This is a genomic window from Weissella soli, from assembly GCF_001761545.1.
GTDB lineage: Bacteria > Bacillota > Bacilli > Lactobacillales > Lactobacillaceae > Weissella > Weissella soli.
This window is the reverse complement of the sequence record NZ_CP017326.1, coordinates 643,495-659,622: the sequence shown is the minus strand read 5'-3', so window position 1 is coordinate 659,622 and position 16,128 is coordinate 643,495. Positions and strand designations below refer to the sequence as shown.

16 protein-coding genes are annotated in these 16,128 nt (G+C 43.4%); all 16 read right to left on the bottom strand.

The window, feature by feature from the left end; all coding sequences use genetic code 11:
* Positions 1 to 77: 77 nt before the first annotated feature.
* The 16 genes from WSWS_RS03130 to WSWS_RS03055 all read right to left on the bottom strand — a co-directional run bounded on the left by WSWS_RS03130 (position 78) and on the right by WSWS_RS03055 (position 16,126).
* Complete coding sequence (locus WSWS_RS03130) at positions 78 to 1,553, bottom strand: HAMP domain-containing sensor histidine kinase (protein WP_070229908.1); 1,476 nt, start codon at positions 1,551 to 1,553, stop codon at positions 78 to 80.
* Positions 1,554 to 1,570: 17 nt separating this feature from the next.
* Positions 1,571 to 2,260 carry a response regulator transcription factor gene (locus WSWS_RS03125; protein ID WP_070229907.1) on the bottom strand — a complete coding sequence of 230 codons (690 nt, stop codon included), beginning with the start codon at positions 2,258 to 2,260 and terminating at the stop codon, positions 1,571 to 1,573.
* 140 nt (positions 2,261 to 2,400) lie between these two features.
* Complete coding sequence (locus WSWS_RS03120) at positions 2,401 to 3,162, bottom strand: YibE/F family protein (protein ID WP_070229906.1); 762 nt, start codon at positions 3,160 to 3,162, stop codon at positions 2,401 to 2,403.
* Positions 3,159 to 4,235, bottom strand: a complete 1,077-nt coding sequence (locus WSWS_RS03115) for a YibE/F family protein (protein ID WP_237342598.1) — start codon at positions 4,233 to 4,235, stop codon at positions 3,159 to 3,161. Before WSWS_RS03115 ends, WSWS_RS03120 begins: the two co-directional genes overlap by 4 nt.
* A gap of 25 nt (positions 4,236 to 4,260) precedes the next feature.
* Positions 4,261 to 5,247: a primosomal protein DnaI gene (dnaI, locus tag WSWS_RS03110; protein WP_070229904.1), complete on the bottom strand. Its 987-nt coding sequence runs from the start codon at positions 5,245 to 5,247 to the stop codon at positions 4,261 to 4,263.
* Positions 5,247 to 6,569 carry a DnaD domain protein gene (locus WSWS_RS03105; protein WP_070229903.1) on the bottom strand — a complete coding sequence of 441 codons (1,323 nt, stop codon included), beginning with the start codon at positions 6,567 to 6,569 and terminating at the stop codon, positions 5,247 to 5,249. Before WSWS_RS03105 ends, dnaI begins: the two co-directional genes overlap by 1 nt.
* A gap of 3 nt (positions 6,570 to 6,572) precedes the next feature.
* Positions 6,573 to 7,175, bottom strand: coding sequence for a dephospho-CoA kinase (coaE, locus tag WSWS_RS03100; RefSeq protein ID WP_070229902.1), 603 nt, complete (start codon positions 7,173 to 7,175; stop codon positions 6,573 to 6,575).
* Positions 7,176 to 7,195: 20 nt separating this feature from the next.
* Positions 7,196 to 8,023 (bottom strand): bifunctional DNA-formamidopyrimidine glycosylase/DNA-(apurinic or apyrimidinic site) lyase, encoded by an 828-nt coding sequence (gene mutM, locus WSWS_RS03095; protein ID WP_070229901.1) that lies wholly within the window; start codon positions 8,021 to 8,023, stop codon positions 7,196 to 7,198.
* A 114-nt stretch (positions 8,024 to 8,137) separates the two neighbouring features.
* On the bottom strand, positions 8,138 to 9,478 hold the full coding sequence (murC, locus tag WSWS_RS03090; RefSeq protein WP_070229900.1) for a UDP-N-acetylmuramate--L-alanine ligase: 1,341 nt from the start codon (positions 9,476 to 9,478) through the stop codon (positions 8,138 to 8,140).
* A gap of 413 nt (positions 9,479 to 9,891) precedes the next feature.
* Complete coding sequence (locus WSWS_RS03085; RefSeq protein ID WP_070229899.1) at positions 9,892 to 10,986, bottom strand: WxL protein peptidoglycan domain-containing protein; 1,095 nt, start codon at positions 10,984 to 10,986, stop codon at positions 9,892 to 9,894.
* A 92-nt stretch (positions 10,987 to 11,078) separates the two neighbouring features.
* Complete coding sequence (locus WSWS_RS03080; protein WP_070229898.1) at positions 11,079 to 11,636, bottom strand: hypothetical protein; 558 nt, start codon at positions 11,634 to 11,636, stop codon at positions 11,079 to 11,081.
* Between the two features lie 265 nt (positions 11,637 to 11,901).
* Complete coding sequence (locus tag WSWS_RS03075) at positions 11,902 to 12,171, bottom strand: hypothetical protein (protein ID WP_070229897.1); 270 nt, start codon at positions 12,169 to 12,171, stop codon at positions 11,902 to 11,904.
* Positions 12,172 to 12,181: 10 nt separating this feature from the next.
* Positions 12,182 to 12,829, bottom strand: a complete 648-nt coding sequence (gene ytpR, locus WSWS_RS03070) for a YtpR family tRNA-binding protein (RefSeq protein WP_070229896.1) — start codon at positions 12,827 to 12,829, stop codon at positions 12,182 to 12,184.
* A gap of 6 nt (positions 12,830 to 12,835) precedes the next feature.
* Positions 12,836 to 13,909 (bottom strand): glutamyl aminopeptidase, encoded by a 1,074-nt coding sequence (gene pepA, locus WSWS_RS03065; protein ID WP_070229895.1) that lies wholly within the window; start codon positions 13,907 to 13,909, stop codon positions 12,836 to 12,838.
* A gap of 41 nt (positions 13,910 to 13,950) precedes the next feature.
* The gene (gene udk / locus WSWS_RS03060; protein WP_070229894.1) at positions 13,951 to 14,586 is read right to left on the bottom strand and encodes a uridine kinase; all 636 of its coding nucleotides are present in this window, start codon (positions 14,584 to 14,586) and stop codon (positions 13,951 to 13,953) included.
* Between the two features lie 139 nt (positions 14,587 to 14,725).
* Positions 14,726 to 16,126 carry a sensor histidine kinase gene (locus WSWS_RS03055; RefSeq protein ID WP_070229893.1) on the bottom strand — a complete coding sequence of 467 codons (1,401 nt, stop codon included), beginning with the start codon at positions 16,124 to 16,126 and terminating at the stop codon, positions 14,726 to 14,728.
* Positions 16,127 to 16,128 lie beyond the last annotated feature (2 nt).

Genomic DNA, 16,128 nt, shown 5'->3' with positions numbered 1-16,128 from the left:
TGTAACTTTAAAGCCTCATCACAACCAGATATAACGTCATTATACCTTGGTTCCGCCAAATAAACACGTCTGTGTGCTTATTTTTTAGCTACTTTGATTGGTAAACTTAACCGAAAAATCGAACCATTCCCCAGTGAAGACTCCAATTCAATGCGGCCACCATACCCTTCGACCAGCTTTTGGGCGATACTCAAGCCGAGTCCATTACCACCTTGTTTACGAGAACGTGCCTTATCCACTCGGTAAAAACGGTCGAAAACGTGTTTGGCATCTTCTTCACTGATACCTTCACCAAAATCTTGCACCGCAATCTGGACCATGGTCGAAGTCCGCGCAATTGCATAGTGAATCTCTTTGCGAGTCTGTGAGTACTTGACCGCATTATCTGACAAAACAATCAAAATTTGTTCAAGGTGATCACGGGACATATTAATGTAAGTCGGGCCTGATAGTGAGTCGTCTAACCCAAACAAGAAATCTTGATGAATCATCTTGAAATTATTGAACACTGCATTCATGACTTCCTTAGCATCAGTCTTGCCATCACGGAAGGTAATCTCAACCTGATCAGCACGTGTCAAATCAAGCATTTCTTGTACTAATCCTTGCATCCGGCTCATCTCTTGTAGCGAAGCTTGAATCGATTCTTCCAAGATTTTGGGATCATCTTTACCCCAACGGTTCAACAACTCCATGTGCCCCTTAACAATGGCCACTGGGGTGCGTAATTCGTGTGAGACATCCTCAACGAATTGATGCTGCGCTAAAATGAAATCTTGCATCCGATCAAGCGTTGTATTCATCAGTTGCGACAGTGCGGTGAGTTCATCATGGTGTTTAGCTGGAATCGGTACGCGACTTTGTGATTGCGGATCAGCTTGCAAATCATTCACAACCTGTTCAATGGTCGTCACGGGCCGTAACAAATAATCCGCTAGCCAATAGCCCCATAAGGCAATCAGAATCAAGCCCAGCGTAATCAAAACCGCCAGAATAGCGTAAATACGCTTGAAGAGTTGATTATAGTCGGCTAATTGATTTTCGATAACAACCGTGCCAATGCGCTGATTTTTTTTATCATACAAAGGAATCTGACCGATAATCATTTCTTGGCCATCTTTGAACAGTGTACTAATCTTTTGGTGACTGGTTAGTTTAACGTCCAGTCGCTGACCATCGAGCGGATATACTTGAGCCTTCGCGTTATTATAGACACGTACGACCGTATCATCCCGCGAAATCGACATCAAGACTGGATCCTGCAAGGTTTCTTGAAACCCGAGGCCCTCTTTTGGTTGCAAACTCTTGTCGATTTCGGCTGGTAACATCTGCGTTGCCTTCAATGAATGGAGCCGTGAACTCACGGTTTGTAACGTATCCCGGACCTCTTTACGCTCGGTCTGAATCATTGAATTTGAAAAAGCAGTCACCAAAAAAATACTAAAAATTATAAATATCAAAAAAACGCCCGCGGCAGAACCGAGTGCCCACTTCCACTTAAGAGACAAACCTTCTGCGCGGGGCGTTTCATTGACAATGGACAATTTATCCATTGTAAGACCTCACTTATTTACTGACGCATGACATATCCGGTACCACGAACGGTTTGGATATATGATGCCCGTGAATCTTTTTGATCAATCTTGTTTCGCAAATAACGAATATAAACATCCACAACGTTTGTTTCGATGTCTGATTCGTAACCCCAAACCTTCTTCAATAACTCTTCACGAGATTGCACAACATTGATGTTTTCCATCAAAATCAACAACAACTCGTACTCACGCTTCGTCAAATTGATAATTTCATTACCACGACGAGCAATCCGGTTTTCTTTTTCAACAGTTAAATCACGGTACTTAACGACGCTTTGGTGCGTTGAATGCTCTTCGGTTTCAATGTCGATCCGTCGTAACAAAGCCCGTACGCGTGCCAATAATTCTTCGATCGCAAATGGCTTCACGACATAATCATCAGCACCATAGTCTAACCCTGAGACACGATCAATCACTGAATCACGGGCAGTCATCATGATAATAGGCGTGTTCTTGACTTCACGTAAACGACGAGCAACTTCCAAACCACTCAGTTCAGGAAGCATCAAATCCAATAAAATGAGGTCAAAATCATCCTTCATGGCAGCTTCCAAACCAGAGCGACCATTGTCTTCAATTTGTGGCTCATAGCCTTCGTGCTGTAGTTCAAGTTCAACGAAGCGCGCCAAATTTACTTCATCTTCAATAACAAGTACTTTACTCATGTAACGTACCAACTTTCTTCGATTTTCTTAATACTTAATTAGTCATTATGATAACTAAAAAACTTACGGTCTAATCATACCATAAGCTTCTCATTTTTTATAGATAAACCCCCGACATTTTGGGGTTTTCATTTTTTTAGTCAGGTGCTCTCATGGCGACGACGATGTTGCCAAACGATTAAGCCTAAGGAAACTGGTAATACTAGAATGACCCCCAAAATAGCATAAATCATCGACAACATAGTTGAGACAAAGAGCTTTGAATTAATAATGTCACCGAGCGCGTAATCTAGCTTGGCATACCACACGCCTAAGCTTAAGAAATCAGCCATAAAGCCAAAGAGAACCGTATTGACTGCGGTACCAACAATTTGATAACCCAGCTGACTCCCAGTTTTAAAAATTTCAGTCGCTGTCATCTTTGGATTATGCTCAATCAACTCATAAGTGCCAGCAGTCACGGCAATTGATGCCTCGGCAATGGCACCCAAAGTTGCGACAACGGCAGCCACAAGCCCAATTGAGACAAAGTTCAACCCAATGGACAATGACAACCCTTCCAGCTCTTCTGAATTCTCTTCAGCAAACCCTTGTGCTAAGTTTAAATATTCAGCGGGTAACATCAGGATAATGAGTGCGACCATCACAATGAAACTCGCCCCCATCGTGATAGATGTGATTTCATCATCAGCACCAGCGCTTAAAATGGTCACTAGAAGTAGTAACACCCCACCAATCAAAAGGACAATCACGGCATTAAAACCAAAATTAATCATCACCAACATGGCAATCATAATGACAAAATTAATCCATAAACTGATAAATGCACCAAAGCCCTTCACACCACCAATGCATACCATCAAAACCAATAAAATAAACGCTAACATCATCGTCACTGTCATGGCATCATCCCCCGCGTCCGTCGACTCCGGAACAACCATACCCAAAAGATCCCGACCGGTACGGTCAATACAATCCCTATCGCCGAAATGAGGGTCTGAATCATCCCCAGTGACAAATTCATTTGGAAGGTATAGCCAATGTTATTGCCATTGCGCAGATACAGCAGTGTCATCGGAATTTCATTAGCCATAAAAATTAAGAACAAGACATTGCTGAGGGCCCCAAAGATTTCTTGACCGACATGCCGTCCCGCAGTAATCAGCTGGCGGACCGTCACTTTGGGATTGGCCATCAGTAATGCATACAATGTTGCAATCATGTCCGTCGCTTCGTCCATCACCGCCCCAAGGACACCAACCAGCGTCATCGCCATAAACATTGGGCCGGGTAGCTGGGTGATAAAAGTCATCAATTCAAAATGCATGCCCCGCTCATTGGTCAACCAAAATACAAGCTGGGCCAACCCTAATGTCAGAAAAATCGTGGAAACGACGGTGATAATCACCGTCCAGGTCTGCTCCTGTTGAAAGCCCATGACTAAGCCTAACGTTATGATCGCAGCGAGCACACTAAAAATGATAAACAACCAGAACACAGCAGCGTCCTGCATCCTGCTACTAAGATAAGTTGTCAAGATGAATAACCCCATATTGACGACCATCGCAAGCACCGTTTTACGACCAGCTTGGCCCATCTGGACCATCACCAAGGTAAACATACCTAACAATAAGGGCAGCCAGGTGGCATCCCGCTTCATTGTGCGAAATTGCCAACCGTGGCCACCGTGGACACTCGATAAGAAAATCTGCATGCCCGGCTTGAGAGGTTGGGTTAGCGCCAAACTAGAATCATAGCTGTTACTGATCGTCGTGACGGTCCCCCTAGCCTTACCATTTAATAATCGAATGTGCACCCTTTGGTTGATATGGTGGGTCACATTATTGAATTCATCGTGTTGCGTCGTCGTCCTAGTTTTTTGCACGGTCACCACTTCTGCCAGCTGTCTCTGGTAAAACACAGTATCATGGCGCAAACCGACATAAGCCAATAACATGACTGCGACAACAATCATTATTTTTTTGATTCCATGCATATTTTTAACCGTTCAGACGTCGATTAGGACCAGTCACATTGACTTCTTCAGCGAGGAACATGATACGTTGCATCAGTCGCTCAGCTTTGACCTCTTGAATGCCTTGCTTAGTTTGCGCAAAATGCTGGCTTTCTAAATCTGCCATTGAAAAGTTTGATGTGAAAAATGTAGGGAGTTCATTTTGCATGCGGGCGTCTAAAATCACCCCCAAGACATCATCGCGAATCCATCCCGTCCCATCAGCTTCAGCGCCGATATCATCTAACACAAGTACCGGCACCTCACGTAGTTCACGGAGCCGATTTTGAATATCAGTCGCATCCCCACTGATCAAAGCTTTAAGTTCGGTCGCTAAAGTTGGTACGTGAATGAGACTAACTTCAATTTTTTGGGCCGCTAGCTCATTTGCCATCGCACCCATCAAATAAGTTTTACCAATTCCATATGCGCCATGGAGGTACAAGCCGCGATGGAATTCAACTTGCTCTGGATCCGCCAGGTAAGCCGTGATAAACTTCAATGTTTTGCTCCAAGCTTCAGACATACCAGAAACATCCGCAAATTGGGTCAGACTAGCCTTGCGTAACTGCTTTGACATGCCGACCAGGTGAATATATTCTTTGGCAACCGCTTGGCGATTGGCTTGGCGATGTGCTTCGGTCTCCGTGTAGGTGACCAGAATACGGTCATTACTAAAAACCAGATGAGGTTCATAACCGTCATGGACCACCGCATCGCCGGCCCGTTGTTTATTCCGTTGGTTAACATATTCAAAAATTGTCGCAAAATCACGATTAAAAACCGCTTGGGTCAGTGCTGGTTGATGGGCCTGGATAAACTGATTGACCTCCGCATCCTGCAAAACTTGTTGTTGAAGTGCATTAACTTTGGCCGTCAGCCCTTTTTTTTGCATTGTGTCTTTAATTGAATCACTAACTGAGGTGAATTCGTTAGGTTGACTGGGCAATTTTATTTCAAATTCTTCCGCCATTAATTCTCTCCTTCATTTTGATTGCGTTGATTGCGCCGTGCTTGGAGTTCCGCCAACATCTGATCAGCTGCCTGTTTTTCATCGCTTGATAATGTGCGGGCCTGCTGCTTTTGCCAGTCTGGACGTTTCTCAATCACCCGGGGTGTCGTTTGATAGTGCGTTCCCCCACGTTTTTGGGTCGTTTGTTGCTTCTTCACCTGCCGTTCCTGCAGATATTTAATCGCGGCTTCTGGGGTTTGTATGCCTACCTGAGCCCAATCATTATAGACCGTTTCCATAAATGCCTGCGAGAGGGTGGTGCGTTGCTCGACAATCGTTAAATTGTATAGCATGATGTTCAGTACAACATTGGGTAATTTACCTAATTGCACCAATTTCTTGATTTCAAACTCTTCTCCACTGGTAACCATGCCACCACTCTGCTTGCGAATATCGCCTAAAAATTCAAGTGGGCTTAATTTCTTAGCAGCTGCAATCAGTGGATTGTCATCAGTGTCACCGCTAATCGTCTCGGCCGGTTGACCGGCATGACGGGGTGTGTTGAAACTAGCACGATAATTGCGGGCAAAACTCTGTTCAACACCCTTGATATTAACACTTTTGTCGTTATTCAAGTTTTGCCCAATCACGCGTGCGAGGTCCGTATCAGAAACCCCGTACAAGTCCTTGATTAATAACAAATTACTTTCATGTCGCTTTAATTCCACGAGTTGAACCTGGAAACTTTTCAACATCGCTTGAATCAATTCAAAATCAATCGATGTATTTGAAGCACCCAAGGCGTCCACTAGTGGCGAAGTAATCCTGTTTTCTGGAACAACAATGTCCAAATCGGCCATCTGTTGGTGACGGATAACATCAAAGAAATGTTTTGAAACATCCTGACCTGGAATTTCTGCGGTATGCGGTAATAAACGCCCCACTAGATCGGTGGTCTGTTCAGTGCCGATATAGTGATTCAAAAGGCCTAATAATAGTTTTTCATGAAAAAAAGCACTTGGCGTGAGCGGTAAGAAAAATTGATACACCCACTGCGTCGTTGTCGTCAGCTTTTGTTCAAATGATTTTAGTAGGCCCAATCCCTCAAGCATTTCACGCGCTTGTAGAAAATGGGGTGATGAAATTGCCAACTGATCTAGCAAATCCGTATGATTTAAAGTGGGTTCATCACTGACTTTACCAGTCACCATCGAAAAATAGACGGCAAACGCTTCCGGACCGATAATCGGTAGGTACAATTGTGCCAGCGCTTGGGTATGAGTTTGGGTCAAGGGCTCCGTTGGAATGATGACCCGATAATGTTGATTTGTATGAAAGGCCATCACTTACTCCAATTTCTTTTTCACATCTGCGATAATCTGGTCCACTTGGCGATATGTGGTCTGTAAGTCACCGTCATTATAAATGACATAGTCTGCCCGCGCTTCTTTTTCGGCCATTGGCATCTGGGCCTCAATCCGTTTGACGGCTTCTTGTTCATCAAAGTGATTGCGGGCCATCAATCGTTGAATTTGTAATGTCCGGGGAATCGTCACGACCATGATCGCATCAAATGAATCTGGCCGGTTAGCTTCAAATAACAAGGGAATATCATAGACAATGACGTCTGCCCCTGTCGCCACTAGCGCGGCTGTCTTTTCCTGCGTCCGTTGGAAGACACGGGGATGGGTGAATTCGTTTAATTTGGCTAACTTTTCCGCATGACTAAAGACGATTTTACCCAAAGCGGCGCGATTTAAAGTACCATCTGCTTGCAAAATCTCTGGGCCAAAATAGCTGACAATATCATCATAAGCAGGTTCCCCCGGCTCGACAATTTCACGAGCAGTCACATCCGCATCAATCACCGGGATCCCTAATTCACGAATATAGGCTGAAACCGTCGACTTCCCTGTCGCGATACCACCGGTTAATCCTAATTTGATCATGAATTTTCTCCTTTACCTTTTTACTGTAATACTTGGCAATGTGGACAATACGTCGTCCCGCGTTGGGCAACCTTTGTTTTCTCTAGAGGCGTCCCACAGCGCATACATGGTTGGCCCTGGCGACCGTAAACTTGTAGTTCATTTTGGAACTCACCAGCCTCACCAAAAGCAGTTGTAAAACTGTGCACCGTCGTCCCGTGATGCTTAATAGCTCGTTGCATCTCATGAATGATGTTTGTGCGTAACTCGGTTAACTTGGGCGTCGTTAAACTATTAGCGGGCTGTAAAGGGTGAATTTTAGATTGCCATAGCGTTTCATCGACATAAATATTACCCAAGCCGGCAATATGACTTTGATTAAGTAAAAAAGGCTTAATATGCATCTTACTCCGTTGAAATTCATTAACCATGTAATCCAAGGATAACGCATCAGCCGTCGGTTCGGGACCAATTGTGGCCAGCCCGGCTACGGTCATAACCGCCTCATCTCTGACCACTTTCATACGGCCAAACTTACGCGTGTCACGGTAAAACAAATCAACATCGCCATCCAGGTGAAAAGTGATCAAATCGTGTTTTCCTGGTTCAGTACCAGCCGGAACTGTGTAATATGAACCTTCCATCCGTAAGTGCGACACCATGGTCAAACCACCACTTAAACGAAACAGGAGATATTTACCACGCCGATCAATTTGCTCAATTACCCGATTAGCTAGTTCAGCATCAAATGCTGCTGGATCCATGCCGACAGTCTTCTCCCACCGAACTTCTGTTGATATAATCCGGCGTTTGGCAACTAAACGCATCAAACCGCGGCGGACCGTCTCCACTTCTGGTAATTCTGGCATGTCTTTCCCCCATCTTTCTTGCAAACTGTTCATGCAGCAACTGCATACTAGTATCTATTATAGTACCAAAAAGCGTCTGAACATACACTGTCCAAACGCTGGTGATTTGATATTTTATTGTAGATTTTCAGTTAAGTTGGCCAAAATGTTTTCATAGGCAAATTCGGTTTTTTGTAAATCACCGGCACCCATAAAGACCACTACAGGATCCTCATGATCCAGCAATGGCGCAACATTCGTGGGTGAGACAATACCGCCAAACTTGGTAATCTTAGCACCTAAGTCTGTTGAAGAAATTTCACCGGCAACTTCACGTGCCGATGCAAAAATGTCAGTGAGGTAAACTTTGTCCGCTAGATTCAAGGATGTGGCAAACTCATCGAGATAAGCAATTGTCCGTGAGAACGTGTGTGGTTGGAAAACGGCGACTAGTTCACGACCGGGGAATTTTTGACGGGCCGCATCTAGCGTGGCTGTGATTTCAGAAGGATGGTGGGCGTAATCGTCAATAATCGTGACTTCACCCACGGTTTTTTCTGTGAAACGGCGCTTCACACCCCGAAAGGTTGTCAATTCCTGCCGCAACAAATCTAAATCAATTTGTTCAAAATAGGCTACCGCGATCACGGCCAATGAGTTCAACACGCCGTGCTTACCAAACAAGGGTACTTGGAAATTACCTAAGAACTCACCTTTGTAAGACACGTCAAAAGTTGATCCGGTCGTTGAACGCTTAATGTCTGATGCCACGAAATCGTCCGTTTCCGGATTAGTACCGTAGTAATAAATGGGCACATCAACCGAAAGCTTACGCAATTGGGTATCATCACCCCACGCAAAGATTCCCTTCTTCACGTGTTGACTAAAGCCTTCAAAGGCATCAAACACGTCATCAATACCCGTGTAATAGTCAGGATGATCAAAATCAATATTCGTTAAGATGGCGTAGTCGGGGGTGTATTCCGCAAAGTGCCGTCGATACTCATCCGCCTCAAAGACGAAGAACCGAGCATCAGGCACCCCTTTACCGGTCCCATCACCAATCAAAAATGAGGTTGGTGCAATGCCAGATAGCACATGCGCCAATAACCCAGTGGTTGAAGTCTTCCCGTGGGCACCAGCCACACCAATTGAGGTGTACTGCTGAATCAGTGCTTGCACCATATCCGGATATGAGACGACTGTGACAGCCTCACCTAAAGCTAAGGCCGCGGCCACTTCAACTTGGTCATCAGTAAAAGAATTCCCACGAATCACGGTCATACCAGGCTTAATATTTGCGGCATTAAATGAATACATTGGAATATTAGCAGCTGCCAATGGCTTTTGCGTAAAGGTATATTCATCAATATCCGAACCGGCCACTTGGCATCCCTGATCATGCAAAATCATGGCCAACGAACTCATTCCTGAACCCTTAATGCCAATAAAGTAATAGATTGTATCCTTATTCATGATTTTAAAATTCCTAACTTATGTTTTCGCTCATATCAGTTTACACTAATTAACCGTAAAAGTTTAGTGACAGCCAAAAATTTCATCATCTGGCCCTGAACCAATGACGTCGATTACCCGTTGTGCAATCGAAAAAATGTTTTAATTATTCAGACAAAGTCTTTCTTTTGGGAATTTGAAAGTTGCTCTTTATTGTGCGTCAGCATTCAAACCATTGTACTTGAATAAAAGTTTAAATTATTTGTAACCGTAAAATTCGGTAATTTACTGAATTAATACCTTCCTTACTGGGTCAGATAGTATCTACGCATATAGATGCACCGCCTTCTTATCCTAGCCATTCACGGAAGAAGCTGGAACAACTTAAAAAGCCGAGCAATCAAAATTAATTACTCGACTATCTTACTCATATATTATTTTTTGTCAGATATTTTGGCTTTCAACTCAGCAATTTGAGCAGCTTGTTTCTTTCGTCCACGCCAAAAGAATATGCCACCTACCATGACTAAAATCATCAATAATAACAATATGATACCAACGATATAGAATATGCTTGGGAATACATGTTTGTTTTTCTGCAAAGCTTTGTTCAATTGGTTAGCCTGATCTGAGGTAACGCTCACATTTTGCTTTTTAGAAACAGCATATCTATACTTTGTACCTTTACTATCAACATACTGGCCACTCTCATCCTCAACAAAATATGTCTTGGTCATTACTTGATAGGTTCCAGTAGTTACACGGGAACCTAAGTGAACAGCATAATTAAAATTTGAATTTGGCGCCATCTGCATATGATCGTTATGCGTTACAAATTTTTTACCATCCTTCTGTACGCTCGTGTCGATCGAAAGTTGATTTAAAAATGTGTTTGAAGTATTTGTAATGGGCACCTTGATACCAACAGTTTTTTTAGATCTGGCTACAATTGCCGTACCAATTTTTTCAGCAGGTTGCCAATTCGTATCACTAGTACGTGCTAACAATGCAATAACATACCGATACTTACTCAATACTTGCAGAGAGTTATGACTATTATTCGAAGGACTTGAGCCTGCAGTTTCTTGCTGCAAAACAATGCCACCCGTAATAATACCTGCATAATTGGACGCCGGCATCTCAATTGTCGCCTTATAAGTTACCGTACTCTTCGCAGGAATAACGATCGTCTTCGGTCCCTTAACATACTTTGCCAAATTCATCTCAGGTAATGAACCATCCCCGTTTCTACCTCCGTATGCCACTTTACCAGACATATCAGTTGTTGCTGGTACGACTGATATGGCGACTTTCACTGTTGAACTTGATGTGTTTTTTAAATTCAGTTGTATGCTTGTACTTTTTCTTGGTGGCACTACTAGATCGAAGTAAGCCTCGCCCTGACCACGCTGTAACTTTGAAGGAACAACTTGCACTTGAAAATTCATATCAGAGTCAGCATGAATAACTTTTTCTGGATATAATATACTGAATCCAAACAAAAGAATAACTATGAAATATTTTTTCATGAAAACATAATACCTATTTAACTAATAAAATTAAAAAGAGAATCAATATTATATTTGCATAAAAAACATTGATTTTCTTGTTAATTTATTTGTTAGTTTTGTGTTGTAGAAACGCCAGCAGCTAAACTCCAGTTCAAAGTGTTGGTATAAGATCCAGCCTTAATAGCAGTTCCAGTCGGCAACGTAATTTCCAATGGCAAATCAGCCATTGTAGTTTCAACCGTGTTGCCATCGCCTGTTTGAATAGTTGTACCAGCTGTTGTTAGTTCCTTAGAATTAACCAGGATTTTAGCGTTATTATCAAGAACTGTTACTCCTGCAGTAGTTCCACCCGTACCAGCTGTCCAAGCTGATTTTGCCAATGTTAATGTCCATCCGCTTGTACTTGCAGTTAAATCAGTTACTTTTGCTCCAAGTTTAGTTGTCGAAGTCGCATCCAATCCACCTGTATAAATTGTACCAGCCGATAAGGCATCCGTCGTTGCATCAAAAGTAGCTGAAGTAGTCACACCCGTCAAACTAAGACTACCTGCTGTAAAAGTTACATCAGTTGCAGTTGAACCTGTAAGATCATCCGCGAAAACCGAAACTGGTGCTAACAAAGTTAGTGCAGTTACCAGCGTAATAGTAACATTAATTATTTTTTTCATAATAGATACATTTCCCTTTAAGATAAACAAATGACTAAGCAAGATTATTATATTACTTTAATTTAGTCCTGATATCATTATAACAACCACACGTGCCCCTCCTTATTGTCAACCTACACGTACATCATGGACTCTTTTTTCTTAGATTTCAAACTTAAATTTTTTCTAAATTAACTTTTACTGCAATTAAAGTTGTATACATAATGATTTATTTAAAAAAGCAAGTCAAGGAGCCCTTAATTAAGCTCCTTGACTTGCGATATTTCTACTTAAAGTAATTTAATGGTGCTTGTGCACTTGCTTGCGTTTCCTCATCCAAGATCGATGTCAGACTCGTACCCAGGGCTTTCGTGACGTTGGTTGCACCCACCTGTTCAGCCGGTACATGCGGCCACAACGTTTCAACGACAATCGGTTCTGTGACTGGTTCATCCGTGAACAGAATGTAATCCGTCTTAGCAAGCATCAATGCCGTCACCGATGCATCATATTTTGGCATCAAATTTTGATAGTAAACAATTGGACGCTGACTCATTGATCAACCTCTAGTCTATAAATAGCTTTTGGGCGCTTTCTGCGAAACGATCAAAGGGGGTTCCGATTTCAGCGTAGTCATCTGGTAGGATTAATGCTCCAGGTACTTGCGGAGCATTTGGTAGTTGTAATTCACGACCAGAAACGATCATGCCGTTTGAGGGTACGCCACGCAAAGCGCTCGGCCAGATAATCAAACCTGATGGCATCATAGCACCGACTTTGGCGACAACCACCTTAATACCGGCCCGCATGTTTGGTGAACCGGAAACAATTTGAACAGTCTCAGTATCTGATACTTTGGTTGTTGTAACTTGTAGATGGTCTGAATCAGGGTGTGGCTCGGCCGTTTCGACATACCCAACGACGAGCTTGGGTGCATCATCGGCAGCCAAAATATCATCAAACCCTGCAGCCCCGATCACTGCATTCACTGCTGCAACTTGCTCAACTGACAAGGCAACTTGACCGGCAACTGTCGCATCCAATGCAACCTGGGCGGACACATTCAAAATGTTAAACCCCACCAACTCACCATTGGCATGGGTCACGCGGGTCACATTACCCTTAACCTCACGCAAATCATCTTTGGCTGATTGTGCGGTCAACAGAACCAACACATCGCCCATTGCGGCTTTGTTATAACTTGCAATCAACATAGTATTCTAATCTCCGTAAATGATATCGTTTACTGTACTCTTATCTAATTTCAACGCTAATGTCTCAACTAATTTTTGGGCTGCCTCAAAATCGGCAATCGACCAAACCGTCTGATGCGTATGAATATAGCGTGAGACCACGCCTAGGGCGACAGCTGGTACCCCGAAGTTCTCTGACTGGGCACCGGCAGCGTCAGTGCCTCCAGCGGCCACAAAGTACTGCAGGGGAATTTTTTCATCTGATGCGATATCCAAAACAAATTCCTTCAAACGCTTTGGCATAATCACACCCGGATCAAAGACCCGTAAGATGGCACCTTGATCAAGCTGACCCTGCCCAGTTGCTGACTGTAAATCGTCAGCCGCTGAACTATCTAACGCAAAGAATAGATCCGGTTGCAATTGATGAATCGCGGGTGCGACCCCACGGAGGCCAACTTCTTCTTGAACGTTTGCCCCCATGATCAGTGTATTGGGCACCGCCACGTTCTGCAGGTTTTCTAAGACATTTAAGATGGTCACCAAGCCAAAGCGATTGTCCCAACTTTTTGAGTTAACCCGCTTACCATTGGCCAAAAGCTGTGTCTTAACATCTGGCACAATAAAATCACCAGGGCGAATACCAAAAGATTCGGCCTCCGCCTTTGACTCAAACCCACCGTCAAATAAGATATCCGTAATTTGCGGTGCCCCATCGCGGCCACCAGCACGTAACAAATGCGGTGCTACCGCTGAGGAAACCACTGGATAACGATGCTCGCGTGTATATAAAGTAAAACGTTGCGCTGAAACTGTATAAGGATTCCAGCCACCCACAGCGTTCACTTTCAACATGCCACGCTCAGTAATCTGCGTCACGATGAAACCAACTTCATCCATATGGGCACCAAACATAATGCGTGGTGCATCAGCAGCTACATGATGGCGAATACCATATAAACCACCCAGGCCATTTTGAACGGTTTCATCAACCAATGGCGTGAGATCTTCACGAAAGGCCTGACGTACCATGAACTCTTGACCTGAGGTTCCCTGAAGTTCGGTATACTTTACAATCCGATTCCAAATGCGTGCTTCCATCCTTGTTTACCTTCTTTTAATATCTAGACAGGCTGGTTCCTTTAGTGTTGGGCATCAGCTAATATTTCACGAATACGCGCTTCTAACATATTGATACCGATTTTATTTTCGCCACCTTCTGGCAAAATCACATCGGCATAGCGCTTTGTGGGCTCGACGAATTGATGATGCATCGGTTTAACGGTTTCAAGATATTGCGTAATGACTGATTCAGAAGTGCGAGCCCGTTCTGACATGTCACGTTGTAAGCGGCGAATAAACCGCAAATCATCATCGGTATCAACGTACACCTTAATATCCAACAAGTCACGGACTTCTTGATCAACAAACAACAAGACCCCCTCAACAATGATGACATCAGCAGGCTCCACATGCCGAGTTTCCTTGGCTCGTGTCGAAACTTTGTAATCATAGATGGGTTCTTCAATGGCTTCACGCTGCACTAGCTTACGCAAATCATTAGCTAATAATGCCATGTCAAAGGCATCTGGATGGTCATAATTCTTCTGCCGACGTTGGGCAACTGAGATATTATCTTGCGCCTTGTAATACGAATCCTGTTGAATCATGACCACCGATTCACCTTTTAAATGATCGAAAATCTCGCGACTAACGGTCGTCTTTCCTGAACCAGATCCACCGGTAACTCCAATAATAACGGGATGACGCATTTCCATAACAATTCTTCACTTTCAATATTAAATTTTTATTTTAATAAAATAAGTCTTTTGACTAAAGATTTCCAATATTACATTCTACCAGAATTCGTTGTGACTAGCAAAAATACGCTAGGCCTATCTTTAGCACCTAGCGTATTTAATTAGCAAATGAATATTTTGTGCTAGCCAACACTTGAATTGGGAAGCGCACCGTAATGGTGGTCCCCACGCTCAATTGGCTATCCAGCTCAACTTGACCCTCGACCGCCGTGACCAGTTCATAAACAATCGATAGACCTAAGCCCGTACCCGAGATTTGCTGGTTACGTGACTTGTCAGCCCGATAAAATCGCTCAAAAATATGTGCTTGGTCCTCACTCGAAATCCCTAACCCTGTATCAGCAAAGGTTAACACCACTTGATCATCCGTTAGCATACTTTGAACGTGTAACTTTCCCTGGGGCCGATTATACTTCAAGCTATTAATAATCAAGTTAGAGATAATCTGACGCAGTGAGCCCGCTGGTAAGGATAAGGCTTCCGTTTCTGGAATATCGACACTGACGTCATAGCCTTGTGACCGAATCATATCTTGTTGGCTTAGCAAGACATCTTCCACGATCTCACGTACACCCAATGTCTCAGTGGCATTGGTCTTATTACCAATTTTGGCCAATGATAAGATGTCTTGAACCAAGGCCAATAGCCGCTTTGTCTCTTTTTGAATGATTTCCAAGAACTGTTGCCGTGCTGCAGGATCCTCTTGCGCGCCGCTTAATAAAGTTTCCGTAAACCCAGCGATTGACGTCAGTGGTGTGCGCAATTCATGAGAAGCATTGGCCACAAATTGGGTCTGCCGTTCCTGCAAATCAATTAATTCGGTTAAATCATAAAACAATATCCATAACGCATATTCATTGGCTTGCGTATGATAGTACTCTGCAGTGGTATCATACCAACGCGTCTGATTGCCTTGCTCAACCGCAATCGTTTCATGTAAATGGGTCTTTTGTCGGATGGCTCTTTCAAAAAAATCCAACAAACTATGTGACAAAATTAAGTCATCATAGGTCCGTCCAACCGATTTCATTGACAGATTCAACAAGTTCGCTGCCCGGGTGTTGAATCGTAGAATTTCACGTTCGGGCGTGATTTGAATGGCAGCCACGGGCATATTCGTTAATAACGCATTCAATGCGGTCTCTTGCCGTTCCAAATTTTTGATTTGATGGCGCTGCAAAGATTGTACATTATTGACAGCCGTCGCTAACGGAAACAAATCATCAGCAGGATGCAAAAAGATATGGGCTTGGGTTGAACCATCATCTTGCAAAGTTTGCAATTTTTGAATAAACAATTGCATCTGTTGGTTGCGTCGTGCCTGACGGACATACAAGACAATTGTCAGCCCAATGACCAAAGTGAATACAAACAGGACTAGCTCGGTGGAACTAATCATTAGTTTTGCCCCCGGTTCCCAGCCGATAATCAATAGACCACTTAAAATGGTGATAATACATAAAACCGCGAAAACGATATACGGTCTGAATTTCTTCATAA